Here is a 19,004-nt window from a genome sequence, read left to right as displayed (position 1 = left end):
CGTGCCCACGGGCACGGCCGGAGCGGGACCTCAGCGCAGGAAGACCTCGGGGTCGAAGTCCTCGAGGGAGATGATCCGCACGCGCGGCAGCGGCACGTTGAACGCCCGCACGTCCTCCTCGAGGTCGTGGATGGGCACGCCGAGCGCGGTGAAGCCCGAGCTGGCGTACTCCCGCAGCGCCAGGAGCGCCACGCGCCGGCCGGCGTCGGAGACGAGCGGACGCAGGTCCTCGACGAAGTCACCGTCGTGGCTGACGAGCAGCACGTCGGCGTCGTGGCCGACGAGGGCCTGCAGGGTGCGCTGGATACCGAGGTCGACGACCTTCTGGTCGCTGCGCCCCGACAGGGGCACCGGCCGGTAGCCGAGCGCCAGCAGCGCCTGCACGAACGCGCTCGGGAGCGTGCCGTGGCTGGCGTTGAGGAAGAACAGCCCGGTGACCGGCTGGTCCCAGAGCTTCTCGGCGTACGCCGTGACGCGCTCCCAGCGCGGACGCTCCTCCGGCGTCGGCCGTCGGTTGAGGAGCGAGTTGCCCAGCGTCGCGTCGATGTTCTCGCCGTCGACGAGGATGATCGTGCGTCGCGGCGCGGGCGCCGCCACGGGCTCGGTGGGCTCGGTGGGCTGGGTGGGCACGACCGGCCCGGTCGTCGCCCCGTCCTCGGTGGCCTGCACGGCCTGCTCCGTCATGACCGGCACCCTACCGACCCGTGGCCGGACCACGGACGGCTCAGCAGCCGCCGGCGACGGCCGGGAGCACGACGACCTGGTCGCCGTCGGAGAGCTCGGCCTCGAGGCCGCCGATGAAGCGGACGTCCTCGTCGTTGATGTAGACGTTGACGAAGCGACGCAGGTCGACGCCGTCGCCCTCGCCGCTCTCGACGAGGCGGTCCCGGATGCCCGGGTGGTTCGCCTCGAGGTCGTCGATGAGGCTCGCCAGGGTGGCGCCCTCGGCGGAGACCGCCTTCTCGCCGCCCGTGTACGTGCGCAGGATCGTCGGGATCCGGACCTCGATGGCCATCAGGACTCACTCTCCACTGTTTCGTCGGCAGCTGCTGCGTCAGCAGCTGTGTTCGTCGGCAGGTGCTCGACGACCTCGACCGGTTCCTCGGTGACGACGCCGTCGACGATGCGATAGGACCTGAACTCCACCGGGCCCTCGTTATTCCCGTGCTCGCGCGTGCTGACGAGCACGTAGTGCGCGTTCGGCTCGCTGGCGAGCCCGATGTCGGTGCGGCTGGGGTACGCCTCCGTCGCCGTGTGCGAGTGGTAGACCACCACTGGCTCCTCGTCACGGTCGTCCATCTCGCGGTACAGCGCCAGCAGGTCCAGCGAGTCGAACTCGTAGAACGTCGGGCTGCCCGCCGCGTTGACCATCTCGACCAGGCGCTCGGCCCGGTCGCTGCCCGCGGGGCCGGCGACGATGCCGCACGCCTCGTCCGGGTGGTCCCGCTTGGCGTGGGCGACGATGGCGTCGCGCGTGGCGCGCTCGATCCTCAGCACCCGGCCAGGGTACGGCGCGGGCGACCGCTCCCCCGACCCGGTGGCAACCTGTGAGATTCGTGTGAGGATGCCCCCTCCCCTGGCGTGCGCCGCGCCGATCGTGTTGCATCGGAATGGTTGCACCGTCAACCATCGCTTGCAGCCCGCAAGCAATGACGTCTCGGACCAGGAGCCCCCGCATGTCCTCGCACTCCCCCGCCCGCCGCTGGCTGGTCACCGCCGCCGCCGTCGCGACCCTCTCCCTCACCGCCGCCTGCGGCGTCGGGCAGAGCAGCGACGAGTCCTCCTCCGACGGTTCCTCCGACGCGGGCTCAAGCTCGAGCTCACAGGAGTCCACCGGGTCCTCGGACGCGTCCGACGGGTCCGGAAGCGAGTCCGGCTCCTTCACCGCCGGCACCTACGACGCCGAGGGCGGCTACACCAGCCCCGGCGGCCAGCAGTCGGTCGGGGTCGAGGTGACCCTGGACGCCGACGGCACCGTCACCGACGTCGAGGTCACCCCCGAGGCCTCCGACAGCACGTCGGAGCGCTACCAGTCGCAGTTCGCCGGCGGCATCGCCGACGAGGTCGTCGGCAAGCGGATCGACGAGCTCGACGTCTCGACCGTCGCCGGTTCGTCGCTGACCAGCGGCGGCTTCAACGACGCGATCGACGACATCATCAGCCAGGCCCGGGCCTGATCCAGGCCATGGGCGGCGACTGGGTCTTCGAGGCGATCGGCACCCGCTGGCGCCTGACGACCGAGGCTCCGCTGACGGACGCCGTGCGGCACGCCGTCGCGCTCCGCATCGACGCCTTCGACCGGGACTGGTCACGCTTCCGGCCCGGGTCGGTCGTCGACGCGGTGCGCACCGCCGCGGGGCGGCACCGGATGCCGGACGACGCCGGCCCGCTCCTCGGTCTCTACGACCGGCTGCACGCCGCCACCGCCGGGGCGATGTCCCCGGCGGTCGGCGACGGCCTCGAGCACCTGGGGTACGACGCGGGCTACACCCTCGCCGCCCGTCCCGGCCACCGCCCGGCGGTGGACTGGGGCGCGGTGGGCTGGGACGCGCCGTACCTGGTGACCGCGGAGCCGTTCGTGCTCGACGTCGGGGCGGCCGGCAAGGGCTACCTCGTCGACCTCGTCGCCGACGTGGTCCGCGGCTTCGCCGAGCACCGCTCCGGCGGGGTCACGGTCGACGCCAGCGGGGACCTCGTCCACGTGCCGGGGCCGGGTGCCGCGCCGTACCGGGTCGCCCTGGAGCACCCGGAGCGGCCCGGCTTCGCCGTCGGCGTCGCCGCGCTGGACGGTGCGGCGCAGCGCCGCGCGCTCTGCGCGTCGGCGACCAACCGCCGCACCTGGGGCGACGGCCTCCACCACGTGCTCGACGCACGCACCGGACGGCCCGTCGACGACGTGCTCGCCACGTGGGTCGTGGCCGGCTCCGCCCTCGTCGCCGACGGTCTCGCGACCGCCCTGTTCCTGCTCGACCCCGACGCGGCGGCCGCGCTCGCCGCGGCGGAGGGCGCGGCGTACGTCCGCCTCGACCGCGGACCCGGTGGCACCGGCCACCGCCTCCACGTCTCCCCCGACTTCCCCGGAGAGGTCTTCGCATGAGCACCCCGACCACCCTGACCACCGGCCCCGGTGCCGTGACCGGACGGCTCGACGCCGCGCTCGGACGCCTCCCCATGTATCGCGTCGTGACGCTCCTGCTGGGGCTGCTCGCGGCGTACGCGCTCCTGCTCATCGGCACCGACCGCCTGCTCGTCGGCTTCACGACGGTGGGCGCCGCAGCCCTCACGCTCGTCGTCGCCGTCGCCGCAGCGGTGCTGTCGAACGCGGCGATCGCACTCCCCCTGGGCGTGAGGCCCCACACCGAGTCGTCGGTCATCACCGGCCTGCTGCTCTTCTTCCTGCTGCTGCCCGCGGCCGATCTCGAGGGCCTGGTGTGGGTGGCGGCGACGGCGGTGGCGGCGAGCGCGTCGAAGTACGTGATCGCCGTGCGGGGCCGCCACGTCGTGAACCCGGCGGCCGCCGGCGTCGTCATCGTCTTCACCGTGCACCACTTCTGGCAGCAGGGCGCCGGCATCGCCAACGGCTGGTGGATCGCCAACGAGGCCATGGTCGTGCCGGTCGCCCTCGCCGCGCTCGTGGTGCTCTGGCGCACCCGCAAGGTCGCGCTCGGCCTCGTCTTCGCGCTGCTGGGCTCCGGGCTCGTCGTGCTCGGGCAGGTCAACCTCGGCAGCACGCTGTCGGACGCGCTGACCTTCGCGTTCGTGTCCTCGCCGGCGATCTTCCTCGCGGGCTTCATGCTGAGCGAGCCGCTGACGCTCCCGCCGCGGCGGGCCCAGCAGCTGGGCGTGGCCGTGCTGGCGGCGGTCGTCTACGCGTGGCCGAGCTTCCAGTCGATCTTCGTCCTCGACCCCCCGACCTACTGGTTCTACACGCTCAAGTCCGAGCTGGCGCTCGTGCTGTCGGGCGCGGTCGCGTTCTGGCTGGGGCAGCGCGGCGGCGTGCGGCTCCACCTCACCGGCCGCCGACGGGTGGCGGGCGACGTGTGGGAGCTGTCGTTCGCGCCGCGGCGCCCCGTGCGGTTCGCGCCGGGCCAGTACCTCGAGCTCGCCGCTCCGCACCGCGGTGTCGACCGTCGCGGCGTACGGCGCGCCTTCAGCATCGTCAGCCCCGCCGGCGCCGACGAGGTCGCCGTCGCGCTGCGCGTCCCCGAGCCGTGCTCGTCCTTCAAGTCGGCGCTGCTCGCCACCGAGGTCGGCTCGCGCCTCACCGCCACCGCCGTCGGCGGCGACTTCGTGCTCCCGCGCGGCGACCGGCCGCTCCTGCTCGTGGCCGGGGGCATCGGCGTCACCCCGTTCCTCTCCCAGCTGCGCTCCCCCGGGGCCACCGACCGCGACGTGGTGCTCGTGTACGGCGTGCCCGACCCCGACGACGTCGCCTACCGCGACGAGCTCGCCGCCACGGGCGTGCCCGTCGTGCTCGTCGCGCCCGGTGCGCCGCGGGACCTACCGGCCGGCTGGCGGCACGTCGACGCGCCGTACGTCACCGCCGACCTCGTCGCGGACGCCGTGGCCGACCTGGGCGAGCGCGCGGCGTACGTCTCCGGGCCGCCGGCCATGGTCGCCGCCCTGCGCGGCGGCCTGCGCCGACGCGCCGCGAAGGTGCGGACCGACGCGTTCGCGGGCTACTGAGGGGCGACACATTCCCCGGTCGACCGGGGAAAGTGTCAGCCCCCCTCAGCGCACGAACCGCGTCGCGGTCTCGTCGCTGGCGCCGGCGTCGATCCGCTCGCGCATCTCGTCGCTCATCGGCGGCAGCGCGTCGAGCGCGAACCAGCCGACCTCGGAGGACTCGTCGTCCGCGACGTACGCCTCCCCCGCGACCCACCGGCACGCGAAGGTGTGGTCGAGGTAGCGGTTGCGGTCGCCGTTGGGATAGACCACGAGGCCCGTCGTGCGCACGAGCGCGAGCCGGTCGACGACGATCTCGACACCGGTCTCCTCGAGGGCCTCGCGCCGCGCGGTGACGGCGGGCTCCTCGCCCGGGTCGCAGATGCCGGTGACCGGGGTCCACGCGCCGTTGTCGGAGCGGCGCACGAGCAGCACCTCGCGGGCCGCTGCGCCGGGACCGTTCCCGGGACGCACCACCACGGCGGTGACGCCCGGCAGCCACAGCTCGGCCGTGCCGATGCGCTCGCGGAGCGCCGCGATGAAGTCGGGGACCGGCATCAGCAGGTGAAGGTCGCGACGAGGCGCACCGGGTCGCCCTCGAGCTCGGGAGCGACGAGCTCGACGTCCACCTGGGCTCCGCCGCCCGCCGGGTCGATCTCGACGCCGTCGCCGCCGGGGACCGAGCCGAAGAACGCTCCCCCGGAGGTCAGGTACGCCGCCGCGTCGAACCCCTCACCGGCCGCGACGAGCGTGACGCCGTGGTCCTCGTGGGTCGACTGGTAGGTGACGGTCGGCCCGTAGGCCCCGCCCTCGGCGACGACGCCCTCACCCTCCCAGCTGGACTCGACGGCGCCGCTCAGCGTGACGTCCGCGGAGCATGGCTGCCCGTCCACGGGCGGGAGGGCCTCGCCGGTCGAGGCGGTGTCGGGCGGCTCGGCCTCGGGGGTGCCGCTGCTCTCGGTGGGCTCCGTCGTGCCGGAGGGCTCGGCCGGGTCCGAGGTCGTGGTGGACTCCGGGGGCGCGGAGGAGGTCGGGTCGGCCGCGTCGTCGGGGTCGGAGCCGCTGCACGCGGCGGTCGACGCGAGCACGAGCCCGACCCCGAGGCCCAGGGCGGTGGCACGAGCGGATCGCAACAGGCGCATGCCACCCATCGAAGCACCCTCGGCCTGAGGGGTCGAGCCGCCCTCAGCGCGTCAGCGCGCCGACGAGCGTCTCCTGCAGGTAGCCGACCCACTCGTAGATGTCGTGCGCCTGGGCCCGCGGGTCGTCGTCGGGCAGGGCCATCCACCGGGCCTCGTCGCCGTCCTCGATGCCGAGCCGCGTCGCAAGGGCGAGGCGGATGTCGGTGAACGAGCGCATCCAGGTCACGGCGACGTCCTCGGTGAGCTCGACGTCGATCATGAGGCCGTCCTCACCGAGCTCGTCGGGGAGGCCCGCCTCCTCGAGGTCCTCGATGATGCGGCAGGCCGCGGCCGACTTGCCGTCACGGAGGTGCCCCTCGGTGAAGCGCCGGAACTCGGCCGCCGCCTCCTCGTCGTGCTGGTACGCCGTGGGGAAGAGCCGCGCGAGCACGGGGTCCTCCGGCGCGGTCGTCGGACCGTCGAAGTCGAACATCGCCTCCAGCGGGTCGACCGGGTCGCGGGGCGCGGCGGCCTCGTTGCGCAGCAGCTCGACCAGCTGTCCGGCCAGGGAGCGCAGCAGGTCGGCCTCGAAGCCGGTGAACGCGGCGATGACGCGTCCGCTGCGACGGTGCCGGGTGAACCCGCTCACTCGGCGCGCTCCATGGTGGCCCACAGCCCGTACTCGTGCATCGCCTGCACGTCGCGCTCCATGGCCTCCCGGCTCCCGGTGGACACCACCGACTTGCCGTCGTTGTGCACCTGGAGCATCAGCTCCTCGGCGTGCTCGGTGGTGTAGCCGAAGTAGGTGCGGAACACGAAGGTGACGTAGCTCATCAGGTTGACCGGGTCGTCCCAGACGATCGTGACCCACGGGCTCGCGAGCATCGGCGAGTCGTCCGGGGTGAGCGTCGGCTCGACCTCGACGGGGCTGGCAGCAGACACGCGCCCATCGTGACACAGCGGCGGGGACACCCTTGCGGGGTGACACCCCACCCCTTATATTGTCATCATGACTATTACTGAGGCGCCGGCCACCGCGCTGCTGACGGACCACTACGAGCTCACGATGCTCCAGGCCGCGCTCGCCTCCGGCACGGCGCACCGCCGCTCCGTCTTCGAGCTGTTCGGGCGCAAGCTGCCGGAGGGTCGCCGCTACGGCGTCGTCGCCGGCGTGGGCCGCGCGCTGGAGGCGATCGAGGCGTTCCGCTTCGACACCGCCACGCTCGACTTCCTCGCCGACGAGCGCGTCGTCGACGACACGACGCTCGCGTGGCTGGCCGACTACCGGTTCTCCGGCGACGTCCGGGGGTACGGCGAGGGCGAGGCCTACTTCCCCGGCTCCCCCCTCCTCGTGGTCGAGTCGACGTTCGCCGAGGCCGTCCTCCTCGAGACCGTGCTGCTCTCGATCTACAACCACGACTCCGCCATCGCCAGCGCCGCGTCGCGCATGATCGCCGTGGCCGGCGGGCGCCCGTGCATCGACATGGGCTCGCGGCGCACCCACGAGGAGGCCGCGGTGGCGGCCGCACGCGCGGCGTACGTCGCCGGGTTCGGCGCCACGAGCAACCTGGCGGCCCGGCAGCGCTACGGCGTGCCGAGCACGGGCACCTCGGCGCACGCCTTCACGCTCCTCCACGACACCGAGGCCGACGCGTTTCGCGCCCAGGTCTCGAGCCTCGGCGCCGGCACGTCCCTGCTCGTCGACACCTACGACGTGGCGGAGGCCGTGCGCCTCGCCGTCGAGGTCGCCGGTCCGGAGCTGGGCGCCGTGCGTCTCGACTCGGGCGACCTCGGGGCCCTGGCGGTCGAGGTGCGCGAGCAGCTCGACTCCCTCGGGGCCCGCGACACCCGCATCATCGTCACGAGCGACCTCGACGAGTTCGCCATCGCGTCGCTGGCCTCGGCACCGGTGGACGGGTACGGCGTGGGCACCCGCCTCGTCACCGGCTCGGGCCACCCCACGAGCGCCTTCGTCTACAAGCTCGTCGCCCGCGAGGACGACGAGGGCCGCATGGTCCCGGTCGCCAAGAAGAGCACCAACAAGCTCTCGGTCGGCGGCAGCAAGCGTGCGGTGCGCCGGCTCTCCGACGGCGTCGCGGTCGCCGAGGTGATCGCGGTCGACGCCGACCCCGAGCCCGGCGACGGCACGACGGACCGTCCCCTGCACCGCGACCTCGTCGTCGGCGGCGAGATCGTCGGCCGCGAGACGCTCGAGGCCGCGCGCGAGCGCCACGCCGCCGCGTTCGCCGAGCTGCCGCTGGCGGCCCGCTCGATGACGCGCGGCGAGCCGCTGCTCCCGACCGTCTACCAGTCCTGAACATCCCACCCCACCGTCTGGAAGGCTGGACACCATGACCCGAGCACTCATCGTCGTCGACGTGCAGAACGACTTCTGCGAAGGCGGCTCGCTGGCCGTCAGCGGCGGCGCGGCCGTCGCCGCCGGCGTCTCCGCGCTGCTGGCCGGCGACCACGGCTACGCCGCCGTGGTCGCCACCAAGGACCACCACATCGACCCCGGCGCGCACTGGTCGGACGACCCCGACTTCGTCGACTCCTGGCCCGTGCACTGCGAGGTCGGCACCCGCGGCGAGGAGTTCCACCCCGAGCTCGACACCTCCGCGGTGGAGGCGGTGTTCCTCAAGGGCCAGTACGACGCGGCGTACTCCGGCTTCGAGGGAGCCGCCGACGACGGCACGACCCTCGTGGACTGGCTGCGGGCCCGGGGCATCAACGAGGTCGACGTCTGCGGGATCGCGACCGACCACTGCGTCCGGGCCACCGTGCTCGACGCGGTGCGCGAGCACTTCTCCGTGCGGGTGCTGACCGGGCTGACGGCCGGGGTCGCACCGGAGAGCACCGACGCTGCCCTCGCCGCGATGCAGGACGCCGGGGTGTCCCTTGTCCGCTGAGTGGATCGTCCGCGCCCCGGGCGTCGAGGTCGACCTCGACGCCCGGGGCGTCCTCACGGTCACCTTCGACCGGCCGGAGTCCTACAACGCGCTCGACGCCGCGATGGTCGAGTCGACCGCCGCGACCCTCGAGCGAGCGGTCGGCCGCGACGACGTGCGCGTGGTGGTGCTCACCGGCCGCGGGAAGGCCTTCAGCTCGGGTGCCGCGCTCGCCGGGGCCTCGCCCCTGGACGCGTTCGACGACGAGGCGGTGCACCGCGCCAACCGTCTCGTCCGCGCCGTCACCCGCCTCGACAAGCCCGTGGTCGCGGCGGTCAACGGCGTCGCCGCGGGCGTCGGCGCGTCCCTCGCGCTGGCCTGCGACCTGCAGGTGACCTCGAGCGACGCGTCCTTCGCGTTCACCTTCGCCCGGATCGGGCTGATGCCGGACGGCGGGGCCAGCGCGACCATCGCGGCCGCCGTCGGCCGCGCTCGGGCGATGCGGATGGTGCTCCTCGGCGAGCGGCTCCCGGCCGCCGACGCCCACGCCGCGGGCCTCGTCAGCCACCTCGCGCCCGCCGACGCCTTCGCGGCGGCCGTCGCGCACCTGACGGCGACGCTCGCCGCGGGGGCGCCCCTGGCGTACGCGGCCACCAAGAAGGCGGTCAACGCCGCGACCCTCGTCGAGCTCGAGTCGGCCATGGAGCGCGAGAACCTCGGCCAGCTCACCCTGTTCCGCACCGCCGACACCGCCGAGGGCATGACGGCCTTCGTGGAGAAGCGCGCGCCGAGGTTCGAGGGGCGCTGAGCTCGAGCCGGTCCGCTGTCCGGCTCCGTCGCCCGCGCCGCTCCCGCCGCCGCCGCCGCAAGAAATGTGCGGATGGGGCATGTCGTAGCGAGTCGGGGACGCACCGACGTCCCAGTTCCACGCCTCGCCAGGCCGGCCCGGGCCCGGCCCGGTTCGGGCCGCGCCCTGGCCGCACTTCTGCTGCCCGAAATGTGCGGATGGGGCCGGTCCCGACCAGCCCGGGGCGCACCAACGTCCCAGTTCGGGCCACGGACCAGGCCGACCGGCCTCAGGCCACGTCCGCCCCGCCGCTCGGCGACGCGACGAGGCCGCGCACGACGCGCATGCCGACCGAGAGCCGGGCGAGGTCGGGCTCCTCCGCGCAGACCTCCTCCAGGGTGCTCGCCGCACGGGCCACGACCTGCGGCTGGGTCTCCTCCCAGGTCGCCACCCGCACCGGTGCCGGGTCGTCGTCGGACGACACGGCGAGCGCCTGGCCGGTCAGCAGCGCGTGCACGGCGTGGAGGTCGTCGCGCAGCGCGGCCCGCGCCGTCGTCTCCCAGCGGTCGGAGCGCGGGAGCGCCAGGATGCGCGCCAGCAGGCTCGAGAGCCCGAGCCGCTCGCCGAGCGCGAAGTGCACCCGGGCCACCGTCTCGGCCGGCAGGTCCTCCGAGGCGGCGGTCTCGACGACCGAGAGGAGCGCGTACGACGGCGGGAGCGCCGCGATCCGCTCCGCCAGGTCGCGCGGCACCTCGCCCTCCAGGAGCGCGTCGCGGCGCTGCTCGTACGCCGCGAGGTCCCGCCCGCTGAGCAGCCCGGCCAGCCCGGGGTCGCCCGCGAGCACCTGCTGGATGCGCTCGCCGAAGAAGTCGACGACGCCCTCCGCCCCGCGGTCGGAGCGGCGCAGCACGAGCCAACGGGCCGCGCGCTCGACGAGGGTGCGCAGCTCGATGCGCATGCGGGTCTGCACGGCGGCGTCCAGCCGGTTGTCGAGCGCCTCGATCTCACGGCGGAGCGCGACGGCGCCGAAGATCTCCTCCGCGATGAAGTGCGCCCGCGCGAGCTCGGCCGGGCTCGCCCCCGTCTCGTCGGCCAGCCGGGGCCAGAAGGTCATGCCCGCGGTGTTGACGAGGTGGTTGACCACGGCCGTCACGACGATCTCGCGGCGCAGCGGGTGGGCGTCCATCTGGGCGCGGAACCGGTGGCGCATCGGCGTGGGGAAGTAGCTGTAGAGCAACCCCCGCAGGTAGGGGTCGTCAGGCAGGTCGGACTCCAGCAGCTCGTCGGCCAGCACGATCTTCGTCCAGCTCATGAGCACCGCCAGCTCCGGCAGGCTCAGCCCCTCCCCCGCCTCGAGGCGGCGACGCACCTCCGCGCGGTCCGGCAGTCCCTCGAGCGCACGGTCGAACACGCCGTCGCCCTCGAGGCGCCGCATCCAACGCTCGTGCACGTGCAGCAGGGCCGGTGCGTTGGCGTCCGCGTTGGCGAGCGCCCGGTTCTGCTGGTCGTTGTCCCGGAGCACGAGCGCCGCGACCTCGTCGGTCATCGACGCCAGCAGCTCGTTGCGCTGCTTGCCCGTCAGGTCACCCGCGGCGACCACCCGGTCGAGGAGGATCTTGATGTTGACCTCGCGGTCGGACGTGTCCACACCGGCCGAGTTGTCGATGAAGTCCGTGTTGAGCCGCCCACCGTTGCGGGCGAGCTCGATCCGACCGCCCTGCGTCAGGCCGAGGTTGCCGCCCTCCCCGACGACGCGCACCCGCAGGTCCCCGCCGTTCACGCGGATCCCGTCGTTGGCCTTGTCGCCCGCGTCCGCGTGCGACTCGTGGGCGGCCTTCACGTAGGTGCCGATGCCGCCGTTCCACAGCAGGTCTGCGGGCGCCCTGAGGATGGCGCGGAGCAGGTCGTTGGGCGGCAGGGAGGTGACGTCGTCGGCGAGGCCGAGCACGCGGCGTACCTGCTCGGTGACGGGGATCGACTTCGCGGTGCGGGGATGCACCCCGCCACCCGCCGAGATCTTCGTGCGGTCGTAGTCGCGCCACGACGAGCGCGGCAGGCGGAAGAGGCGCTCCCGCTCCTCGTACGACGCGGTCGGGTCCGGATCCGGGTCGAGGAAGACGTCGCGGTGGTCGAAGGCGGCCACCAGGCGGATGTGGGGCGAGCACAGCATGCCGTTGCCGAACACGTCGCCCGACATGTCACCGATGCCGACCACGGTGAAGTCCTCGCGCTGCGTGTCGAGGCCGAGCTCGCGGAAGTGGCGCTGGACCGAGACCCAGGCGCCGCGGGCGGTGATGCCCATGGCCTTGTGGTCGTAGCCCACCGAACCGCCCGAGGCGAACGCGTCGCCGAGCCAGAAGTCGTAGTCGGCCGAGAGGCCGTTGGCGATGTCGGAGAACGTCGCCGTGCCCTTGTCCGCGGCCACGACGAGGTAGGTGTCGTCGCCGTCGTGGCGCACCACCCGCTGCGGCGGCACCACCGTGCGCCCCTCGGACGACTCGACGAGGTTGTCGGTGACGTCGAGCAGGCCGGAGATGAAGGTGCGGTACGCCGCCACCCCCTCGGCCATCCACGCCTCGCGGTCGCTGGGGTCGGGCAGGCGCTTGGCGTAGAACCCGCCCTTCGCGCCCACCGGGACGATGACCGTGTTCTTGACCATCTGGGCCTTGACGAGCCCCAGCACCTCGGTGCGGAAGTCGTCGCGCCGGTCGGACCACCGCAGGCCGCCGCGCGCCACCGAGCCGAAGCGCAGGTGCACGCCCTCGACCCGGGGCGAGTACACGAAGATCTCGAACGCCGGCCGCGGCGCGGGCAGGTCGGGGATCGCCGAGGGTCGCAGCTTGAGGGCGAGGTGGGACCGCACGCCCCCCGCGTCGGGCTGCTGGAAGAAGTTGGTGCGCAGCGTGGCCCGCACGTGGGTGAGGTAGGCCCGCAGGATCCGGTCGTGGTCGAGGGAGACGACCTCCTCGAGCGCCGAGGTGATGCGCTCGACCAGACGGCCCTGCGTCTCCTCGCGGGACGCGTCGTCCGCGTCCGGGTCGAACCGCGCCTCGAAGAGCGCCACGAGCAGGCGCGTGATGTCGAGGTTGGCCGCCAGGGCGTCCGCCATCGAGCCGGTCGAGAACGGGGAGGCGCCCTGACGCATGTAGCGGCCGTAGGCGCGCAGCACGCTCACCTGCCGCCAGGTGAGGCCGCCGCCGAGCACGAGGGCGTTGAAGCGGTCCACCTCGGCGTGACCGTCCCACACCGCACGCAGGGCGCTGCCGAACAGCTCCACCGCCTCCGACGGCACCGGGCCGTCGTGGCGGAGCGCGAACTCGTAGACCCACGACGGCTCCTCGAGGCCCTCCAGCTCGTAGGGCCGCTCGTCGAGCACCTCGACGCCCATCGAGGAGATCATCGGCAGCACCGTGGACAGCGAGATCGGCGGCCCGACGCGGAAGATCTTCAGCAGTGCCTCACCCGGGGGCGCGTCCACGGGCTGGTGCAGCGCGACGTCGACGCCGCCGTGGGTGGCGGCCTCGCGGCGTACCTGCTCGAGACGACCGATGTCGGAGGCGGCCGTGCGGGCGTCGAAGTCCTCCTTGTAGGCCTCCGGGAACGCCTGGGAGTAGCGGCGGGCCAGCTTCGCGCCGTCGACCTCGCCGTGGCTCGCGATCAGCGCGGCCCGCAGGTCGTCACGCCACGAGCGGGCGGCCTCGTCGAAGCGGTGCTCGAGGTCGGCGACCAGCGCGGCGTCGCTGGGCGCCACCGCGATGCCCTCCCGGGGCCGGACCACGAAGTGCACGCGCACCATGGCGGCGTCGGAGAGCCGCACCGCGTACTCGATGCCGCCCGCGTCGAGCCGATGCCGCAGCACCGCCGTGAAGCGCTCCCGGACCGTCGTGGAGTACCGGTCGTGGGGCAGGTAGACGAGCACCGACAGGTAGCGCCCGTAGGTGTCGCGCCGCACGAACAGGCGCAGGGCACGGCGCCGCTCCCGCGCGTACATCACCGCCTGCGCGATCGGCGTCAGCTCCGCGACCGGCGTCTGGAACAGCTCGTCGCGCGGGAAGTTCTCGAGGGTGTCGAGGAGCGCCTTGCCCGCGTGGCTCGACGGCGCGAAGCCGAGGCCGTCGAGCACCGCCTGCGCCTTGTCGCGCAGCAGCGGGATGCGGGTGAGGGACTCCGTGTACGCCGCGGAGGAGAACAACCCGAGGATGCGGCGCTCGCCCGTGACCGAGCCGTCGGGCGCGAAGGTCTTCACCCCCACGTAGTCGAGGTAGGCCGGACGGTGCACGGTGGCCCGCGAGTTGGCCTTGGCCAGGACCAGCAGGTGGGGCTCGCGCAGGCGTGCCCGCACCTCGTCGGTGAGCCGGCCGGAGGCGCCTGCGACGCGGTGCGGCGGCGGGTCGTCCGGCGACTGCTCGCGCAGGATGCCGAGTCCCGTGCCCGGCACCACCTCGAGGGTGTCGGCGTCGAGCACGTACTCCCGGTAGCCGAGGAGCGTGAAGTGGTCGTCGGCGAGCCAGGCCAGCAGGTCGGCGCCACGGCGCACCTCGGCGGCGTCGACACCGGGGGCCGTCTCCTCCGGCCGCTCGCGCAGGTCCGCCACCACCTGCTCCACGGCGCCGCGCATCGCGGGCCAGTCGGCGACCGCGGCGCGCACGTCGGCGAGCACGCCGAGCACCGCGGCACGGATCTCCTCGGGGTCGTCGGCGCCGTCGTCCGTCGCGAGGCGGCCGATCTCGACGTGGATCCACGACTCGCGCAGGGCCTCGGCGTCCGTCGCCACCTCGTCCTGCCCCGGCGCCGGCGCGGTGCCCTCCTCGACGGCCCGCACGTCGAGGAGCTCGCCCGAGGCGTCCCGCCGAACGAGCAGCTGGGGGTGGAGCACGACGTGGACGTCACGGCCCTGGCGGTCGAGCTCCATCGTCACGCTGTCGACGAGGAACGGCATGTCGTCGGTGACGACCTCGACCACGGTGTGGCCGCCCGCGGTCCACCCGTTCTCGGCCGCCGCGGGGGTGCTCACGCGCACGACCGCCGCGCCTGCGGCGCGGGTCTGGGCGAGGCGGCGGTGGGAGGCGAACGCCCCGTAGAGGTCCGCCGGGGAGCGGTCGAGGATGTCCTCGGGCGCGACGTGGCGGAAGTACGCCGTCATGAGGGCCCCCACGTCCCCCGGATCCACGCCGAGCGCGGCGCACCGCGACCGGGCGTGGTCGGCAGCCTCCGTCACCAGGTCGGTCTTGCTCCGGTCGAGGTTCCTGCCGTCCAGGGTCGTCGCCACCCTGCGACCCTAGGGGGGCCCGACGAGCCCGGACAAGGGATGCGCCCCGGGCTGGGGACGCCGCCGGGGACAGGGCTGGGGACGGGGCTGGGGACGGTGCGCCATGATGACGCCCATGGCGAAGCGCATCTCCCACGACCTCACCTACGACGCCCCGATCGAGGACGTCCGCGCGATGCTCCTCGACGAGGAGTTCCGACGCACCGTCGCGACCGAGCAGCGGGCCCTCCGCTCCACCGTCGACATCCAGGGCACGACGGTGCACCTCGAGACGGTGCAGCCGGCGAACGGGATCCCCTCGTTCGCGAAGAAGTTCGTCGGCGACGAGATCGTCATCGACCAGCGCGAGACGTGGACCGGCGACCAGGCCGACGTGCACGTCACCATCCCCGGCAAGCCCGGGGACATGAAGGGCACCGCCACGCTGAAGAGCGTGGACGGCGGCACGGTCGAGACCGTCGACCTCGAGATCAAGGTCTCGATCCCGCTCGTCGGCGGCAAGATCGAGGGCCTCATCGGCGAGATGCTCGTCAAGGCCCTCAAGGCCGAGAACCGCGCCGGCCGCGCCTGGCTCGCCCGCTGACCCGCGTGCCGGCCGGCGCGGCCCCGCTCACCCCTGGTGGGGGTAGCGGTGGTCCGTCGGCGGCACGAACGTCTCCTTGATGGAGCGGGGGCTCGTCCAGCGCAGCAGGTTGGACGCGGCCCCCGCCTTGTCGTTGGTGCCCGACGCGCGACCGCCGCCGAACGGCTGCTGCCCGACGACCGCCCCGGTGGGCTTGTCGTTGACGTAGAAGTTGCCGGCCGCGAACCGCAGGGTGGCGCTCGCGCGGGCCACCTCGCGGGGGTCACGGGCGAACACCGCGCCCGTCAGCGCGTACGGCGCGAACCCCTCGAGCTGCTCCGTCACCCGCTCGGCGTCGGCGTCGTCGAAGACGTGCAGGACGAGGACCGGCCCGAAGTACTCGGTGCGGAACATCTCGTCGGTCGGGTCGTCCGCCACGACGAGGGTCGGGCGCACGAACCACCCGGTGCTGTCGTCGTACGTGCCGCCGGCGACCACCTCGAGGCCGGGAGTCGCGTGCGCCCGGTCGATCGCCGCCTTCTGCTTGGCGAAGGACCGGTCGTCGATGACGGCACCGAGGAAGTTCGACAGGTCGGTCGGGTCGCCCACGGCGAGGCCGTCCACGTCGGCGACGAGCTGCTCGCGGATCCGCTCCCAGATGGAGCGCGCGACGTACGCCCGGGACGCGGCGGAGCACTTCTGGCCCGCATACTCGAACGCGCCGCGGACGAGCGCGGTGCGGACCGCGTCGGGGTCGGCCGACGGCAGCGCCAGCACGAAGTCCTTGCCGCCGGTCTCGCCGACGAGGCGGGGGTAGGACCGGTAGCCGGCGATGTTCTCCCCCACCGTGCGCCACAGGTGCTGGAACGTCGGCGTGGATCCCGTGAAGTGGATGCCCGCGAGGTCCGGGTGCGGCAGCACGACGTCGGACACCTCGATCCCGTCGCCCGGCAGCATCGAGATGACGCCCGGCGGCAGCCCGGCCTCCTCGAGGAGCTCCATCGTGAGCGAGGCGGCGAGCTGCTGCGTCGGCGACGGCTTCCAGATGACGGTGTTGCCCATGAGGGCCGGGGCGGTCGGCAGGTTGCCCGCGATCGCCGTGAAGTTGAAGGGCGTGATCGCGTAGACGAACCCCTCGAGCGGCCGGTGGTCGGTGCGGTTCCAGATCCCCGGCGCGTTGGCGATCGGCTGCTCCGTGAGGATCTGCCGGCCGTAGTGCACGTTGAAGCGCCAGAAGTCGATGAGCTCGCACGCGGCGTCGATCTCGGCCTGGAACGCCGTCTTCGACTGGCCGAGCACGGTGGCGGCGTTGAGGCGCTGGCGCCAGGGGCCGGCGAGGAGCTCCGCGGCGCGGAGGATCACCGCGGCCCGGTCGTCGAACGACAGCGCCCGCCAGCCGGGGGCGGCCTCGCGGGCGGCGGCTACGGCGGCCTCCGCGTCCGCGCGCGCGGCGGAGCGGAACGTGCCGAGCACGTGGGCGTGGTCGTGGGGCTGGACCACGTCGACCTCGGGGCCGCCGCCGGTGCGCCACCCCCCGACGTACGCCCGCAGGTCGCGGCGCTCGGACTCCTGGCGCTCGATCTCCTCGAGCAGCGCGAGGCGTTCGGGGGCGCCGGGGGCGTAGTGGAGGTTCGGCTCGTTCACGGGGGCGGGCGGCGTCGTGATCGCGTCCATGCCGTCGATCGTCGCAGGACCCCGGTCAGGGCTCAACCGGACCTACACGAGCGTGCGGATCTCCTGCGTCGCAAACCACGCCAGGTCGTGGTCGAGCTCGACGCCGTCGACGACGTCGGGCAGCTCCTCGTCGGAGAGGTACGCCGCGACGACCGCCGGGCTCAGGTCCTCGACGTCCACGTGGGCCGACGCGATGCGCTTCCAGGGCAGGTCGGCGTCGACCTCGACGAGCGTCGGCTCGGTCTCGTCGCCCGCGGGGCGAACGTCGGGCACGTCGGCGGCGAGCACCAGGCGGCGCGGCACGTCGCCCTCGCCGCGCGCGGCGAGCGAGGCGACACCGGCGGCCGCCTGCGCGGCGTACTCCCACTCCTCGTCCTCGGCCTCCGGCCACGCCTCCTGCAGCGCGGCCGTGACCGCGTGGGCCCGGAACGGCCCGTCGAGGCGCCCCTCGGCGACGACCCGGGCGAGCTGGCCCGAGGTCACCGGCACGTACACACGCACGGTCATCGACCGGCCTCCGTCCCTCGGTCGGCCCGACGGCTCCCCGTGCGCCCCCGCGGCGCGCGGCGACGGGACTCGTCGGTCGTGTCGAGCAGCTCGTCGAGCGCGTCGGTGAGGCACTGCCCGAACAGCTCGAGGTCGGTGATCGCGTCGCGGTCGCCCGTCACGCCGTAGTGGACGTGACCGTCGTAGGACGTCACCCCGATCGCGAGCGCGTGCCGCGGGAGCAGCGGCGGCACCGGGTAGGTCTCGAGCATCCGCGCGCCCGCCGCGTACAGCGGGAACTGCGGCCCCGGCACGTTCGTCACCGTCACCTGGAACCGCTTGCTGCGCAGCTCGGCGAGAGCCACCCGCGACCCCAGGGCGTGGAAGGTCGTCGGCGCGAACCCGGCGATGCCGGCCAGCCGGTTCGCCGCCACCGCGCGGCCGGTCTCGCTGTGGGCCTTGAACGAGTACGACACCTGGTGGAGCCGCACCACGGGGCTGGGCTCACCGATCGGCAGGTCGACGAGGTGGCCCTGGATCTGGGTGCCGAGCGAGGTGGCCTCGAGCTCGTCGTCGATCACCGACATCGGCACGAGCGCCCGCACCCGGCGCGAGGGCCCGATCCGCTGGTCGCGCGCCATCAGCCACGTGCGGAGCGCGCCCGCGACCGTGGCCAGCACGACGTCGTTGACCGTGCCGCCGTGCACCTCGCGCACGCGTCGGTGGTCGGCGAGGCTCGTGCGGACGCCGACGACCCGGCGCTGCTGGCTCAGCGTGGCGGGCGTGATGGGCGACTCGGCGACCGGCGGCGGGGCGGCCAGCGGGCCGCCGAGGCGGGCGAGCGGGCCCGCGACCCCGGTGAGCCGCCGCCGCAGGCCGAGCGTGCGGCGCGCGACGGCGTCCCCCGCCGTGCGGGCCGTCGCGAGCACCGTGCCGCCCGAGGTCAGCGACTCCCGCAGGGCGTCGGCGACGAGCGCCGGGTTGGTGGGGCGACGGCGCGCGTGCCACTCGTCCGCCTCCATCACCTTCGGCTCCGGCTGGGCGTCGAGCAGGACCTGGCCGATGTCGACGGTCTCGACCCCGTCGACCAGCATCTGGTGGGACTTCGACAGCACGGCGACGCGCCCGTCCGCGAGCCCCTCCACGAAGTACACCTCCCACAGCGGCCGCGAGCGGTCGAGCGGGCGCGACACGATGCGGGCGACGAGCTCCAGCAGCTCGGCCATGCCACCCGGCCGCGGGATCGCCGAGCGACGCACGTGGTAGCCGAGGTCGAAGCGTTGGTCGTCGACCCAGACCGGGTTGGCCACCGAGCCGGGCACGGTGAGGATGCGCTGGCGGTAGCGCGGCACGAAGGCGATCCGGTCGGCGATCAGCTCGACGAGGCGCGGGTGGTCGAAGCCCGAGTCACCCGGGTCGAAGATCTCGAGCGTCGTGTTGTGGAGCGGCGTCGTGGTGGAGTCGGTGGCCAGGATGGTCATGTCCCGGGACCTCAGACGCTCGGTCACAGACCCACCCTCCCTGCCGGTGCGTTACGACGGTACGTAACCTC

18 protein-coding genes are annotated in these 19,004 nt (G+C 73.8%); 7 read left to right on the top strand and 11 right to left on the bottom strand.

Annotated features, from left to right (window positions below):
* Positions 1–30: 30 nt before the first annotated feature.
* From G3T38_RS10650 to G3T38_RS10640, 3 genes are read right to left on the bottom strand one after another with little or no spacing between them, the layout of a single operon-like run.
* Entirely contained in the window at positions 31–684 is a 654-nt protein-coding gene (locus tag G3T38_RS10650) for an NYN domain-containing protein (protein WP_163772272.1), read from the bottom strand.
* Positions 685–724: 40 nt separating this feature from the next.
* Entirely contained in the window at positions 725–1,015 is a 291-nt protein-coding gene (locus G3T38_RS10645) for a MoaD/ThiS family protein (protein WP_163772271.1), read from the bottom strand.
* Positions 1,015–1,497 (bottom strand): Mov34/MPN/PAD-1 family protein, encoded by a 483-nt coding sequence (locus G3T38_RS10640; protein WP_163772270.1) that lies wholly within the window; start codon positions 1,495–1,497, stop codon positions 1,015–1,017. Before G3T38_RS10640 ends, G3T38_RS10645 begins: the two co-directional genes overlap by 1 nt.
* A gap of 179 nt (positions 1,498–1,676) precedes the next feature.
* On the opposite strand from G3T38_RS10640, the gene G3T38_RS10635 reads away from it, so the two are divergent.
* The 3 genes from G3T38_RS10635 to G3T38_RS10625 are packed head-to-tail and all read left to right on the top strand — an operon-like array spanning position 1,677 to position 4,686.
* Complete coding sequence (locus G3T38_RS10635; RefSeq protein ID WP_163772269.1) at positions 1,677–2,177, top strand: FMN-binding protein; 501 nt, start codon at positions 1,677–1,679, stop codon at positions 2,175–2,177.
* An 8-nt stretch (positions 2,178–2,185) separates the two neighbouring features.
* Positions 2,186–3,097, top strand: coding sequence for an FAD:protein FMN transferase (locus tag G3T38_RS10630; protein WP_163772268.1), 912 nt, complete (start codon positions 2,186–2,188; stop codon positions 3,095–3,097).
* Positions 3,094–4,686 carry a ferredoxin--NADP reductase gene (locus tag G3T38_RS10625; RefSeq protein ID WP_163772267.1) on the top strand — a complete coding sequence of 531 codons (1,593 nt, stop codon included), beginning with the start codon at positions 3,094–3,096 and terminating at the stop codon, positions 4,684–4,686. Before G3T38_RS10630 ends, G3T38_RS10625 begins: the two co-directional genes overlap by 4 nt.
* Positions 4,687–4,731: 45 nt before the next feature.
* Here the strand turns inward: G3T38_RS10625 and G3T38_RS10620 are convergent, their stop codons facing one another.
* The 4 genes from G3T38_RS10620 to clpS are packed head-to-tail and all read right to left on the bottom strand — an operon-like array spanning position 4,732 to position 6,671.
* On the bottom strand, positions 4,732–5,223 hold the full coding sequence (locus G3T38_RS10620) for an NUDIX hydrolase (protein WP_163772266.1): 492 nt from the start codon (positions 5,221–5,223) through the stop codon (positions 4,732–4,734).
* Positions 5,223–5,807 (bottom strand): hypothetical protein, encoded by a 585-nt coding sequence (locus G3T38_RS10615; protein WP_163772265.1) that lies wholly within the window; start codon positions 5,805–5,807, stop codon positions 5,223–5,225. Before G3T38_RS10615 ends, G3T38_RS10620 begins: the two co-directional genes overlap by 1 nt.
* Positions 5,808–5,850: 43 nt before the next feature.
* The gene (locus G3T38_RS10610) at positions 5,851–6,435 is read right to left on the bottom strand and encodes a DUF2017 family protein (RefSeq protein WP_163772264.1); all 585 of its coding nucleotides are present in this window, start codon (positions 6,433–6,435) and stop codon (positions 5,851–5,853) included.
* Entirely contained in the window at positions 6,432–6,671 is a 240-nt protein-coding gene (gene clpS, locus G3T38_RS10605) for an ATP-dependent Clp protease adapter ClpS (RefSeq protein WP_163772354.1), read from the bottom strand. Before clpS ends, G3T38_RS10610 begins: the two co-directional genes overlap by 4 nt.
* Positions 6,672–6,795: 124 nt before the next feature.
* Here clpS and G3T38_RS10600 point away from each other — a divergent pair, with 124 nt between their 5' ends.
* From G3T38_RS10600 to G3T38_RS10590, 3 genes are read left to right on the top strand one after another with little or no spacing between them, the layout of a single operon-like run.
* Positions 6,796–8,103, top strand: a complete 1,308-nt coding sequence (locus tag G3T38_RS10600; protein ID WP_163772263.1) for a nicotinate phosphoribosyltransferase — start codon at positions 6,796–6,798, stop codon at positions 8,101–8,103.
* 34 nt (positions 8,104–8,137) lie between these two features.
* Positions 8,138–8,695 (top strand): isochorismatase family protein, encoded by a 558-nt coding sequence (locus G3T38_RS10595; protein WP_163772262.1) that lies wholly within the window; start codon positions 8,138–8,140, stop codon positions 8,693–8,695.
* A complete protein-coding gene (locus G3T38_RS10590; RefSeq protein ID WP_174267847.1) occupies positions 8,685–9,482 on the top strand; it encodes an enoyl-CoA hydratase-related protein in 798 nt (265 codons plus the stop codon). The genes G3T38_RS10595 and G3T38_RS10590 overlap by 11 nt, the downstream gene beginning before the upstream one ends.
* Positions 9,483–9,750: 268 nt before the next feature.
* Here the strand turns inward: G3T38_RS10590 and G3T38_RS10585 are convergent, their stop codons facing one another.
* Positions 9,751–14,730, bottom strand: coding sequence for an NAD-glutamate dehydrogenase domain-containing protein (locus G3T38_RS10585; protein WP_163772261.1), 4,980 nt, complete (start codon positions 14,728–14,730; stop codon positions 9,751–9,753).
* Between the two features lie 115 nt (positions 14,731–14,845).
* Here G3T38_RS10585 and G3T38_RS10580 point away from each other — a divergent pair, with 115 nt between their 5' ends.
* Positions 14,846–15,313 carry a DUF2505 domain-containing protein gene (locus tag G3T38_RS10580; protein ID WP_163772260.1) on the top strand — a complete coding sequence of 156 codons (468 nt, stop codon included), beginning with the start codon at positions 14,846–14,848 and terminating at the stop codon, positions 15,311–15,313.
* Between the two features lie 27 nt (positions 15,314–15,340).
* Here the strand turns inward: G3T38_RS10580 and pruA are convergent, their stop codons facing one another.
* From pruA to G3T38_RS10565, 3 genes are read right to left on the bottom strand one after another with little or no spacing between them, the layout of a single operon-like run.
* Complete coding sequence (pruA, locus tag G3T38_RS10575; protein WP_163772259.1) at positions 15,341–16,966, bottom strand: L-glutamate gamma-semialdehyde dehydrogenase; 1,626 nt, start codon at positions 16,964–16,966, stop codon at positions 15,341–15,343.
* Between the two features lie 42 nt (positions 16,967–17,008).
* On the bottom strand, positions 17,009–17,473 hold the full coding sequence (locus G3T38_RS10570; RefSeq protein ID WP_174267846.1) for a DUF6912 family protein: 465 nt from the start codon (positions 17,471–17,473) through the stop codon (positions 17,009–17,011).
* A complete protein-coding gene (locus G3T38_RS10565) occupies positions 17,470–18,960 on the bottom strand; it encodes a wax ester/triacylglycerol synthase family O-acyltransferase (protein WP_163772258.1) in 1,491 nt (496 codons plus the stop codon). The genes G3T38_RS10570 and G3T38_RS10565 overlap by 4 nt, the downstream gene beginning before the upstream one ends.
* Between the last annotated feature and the right edge of the window lie 44 nt (positions 18,961–19,004).

This window comes from Nocardioides zeae (assembly GCF_010686755.1).
GTDB lineage: Bacteria > Actinomycetota > Actinomycetes > Propionibacteriales > Nocardioidaceae > Nocardioides > Nocardioides zeae.
This window is presented reverse-complemented; position numbering and strand designations above follow the sequence as displayed.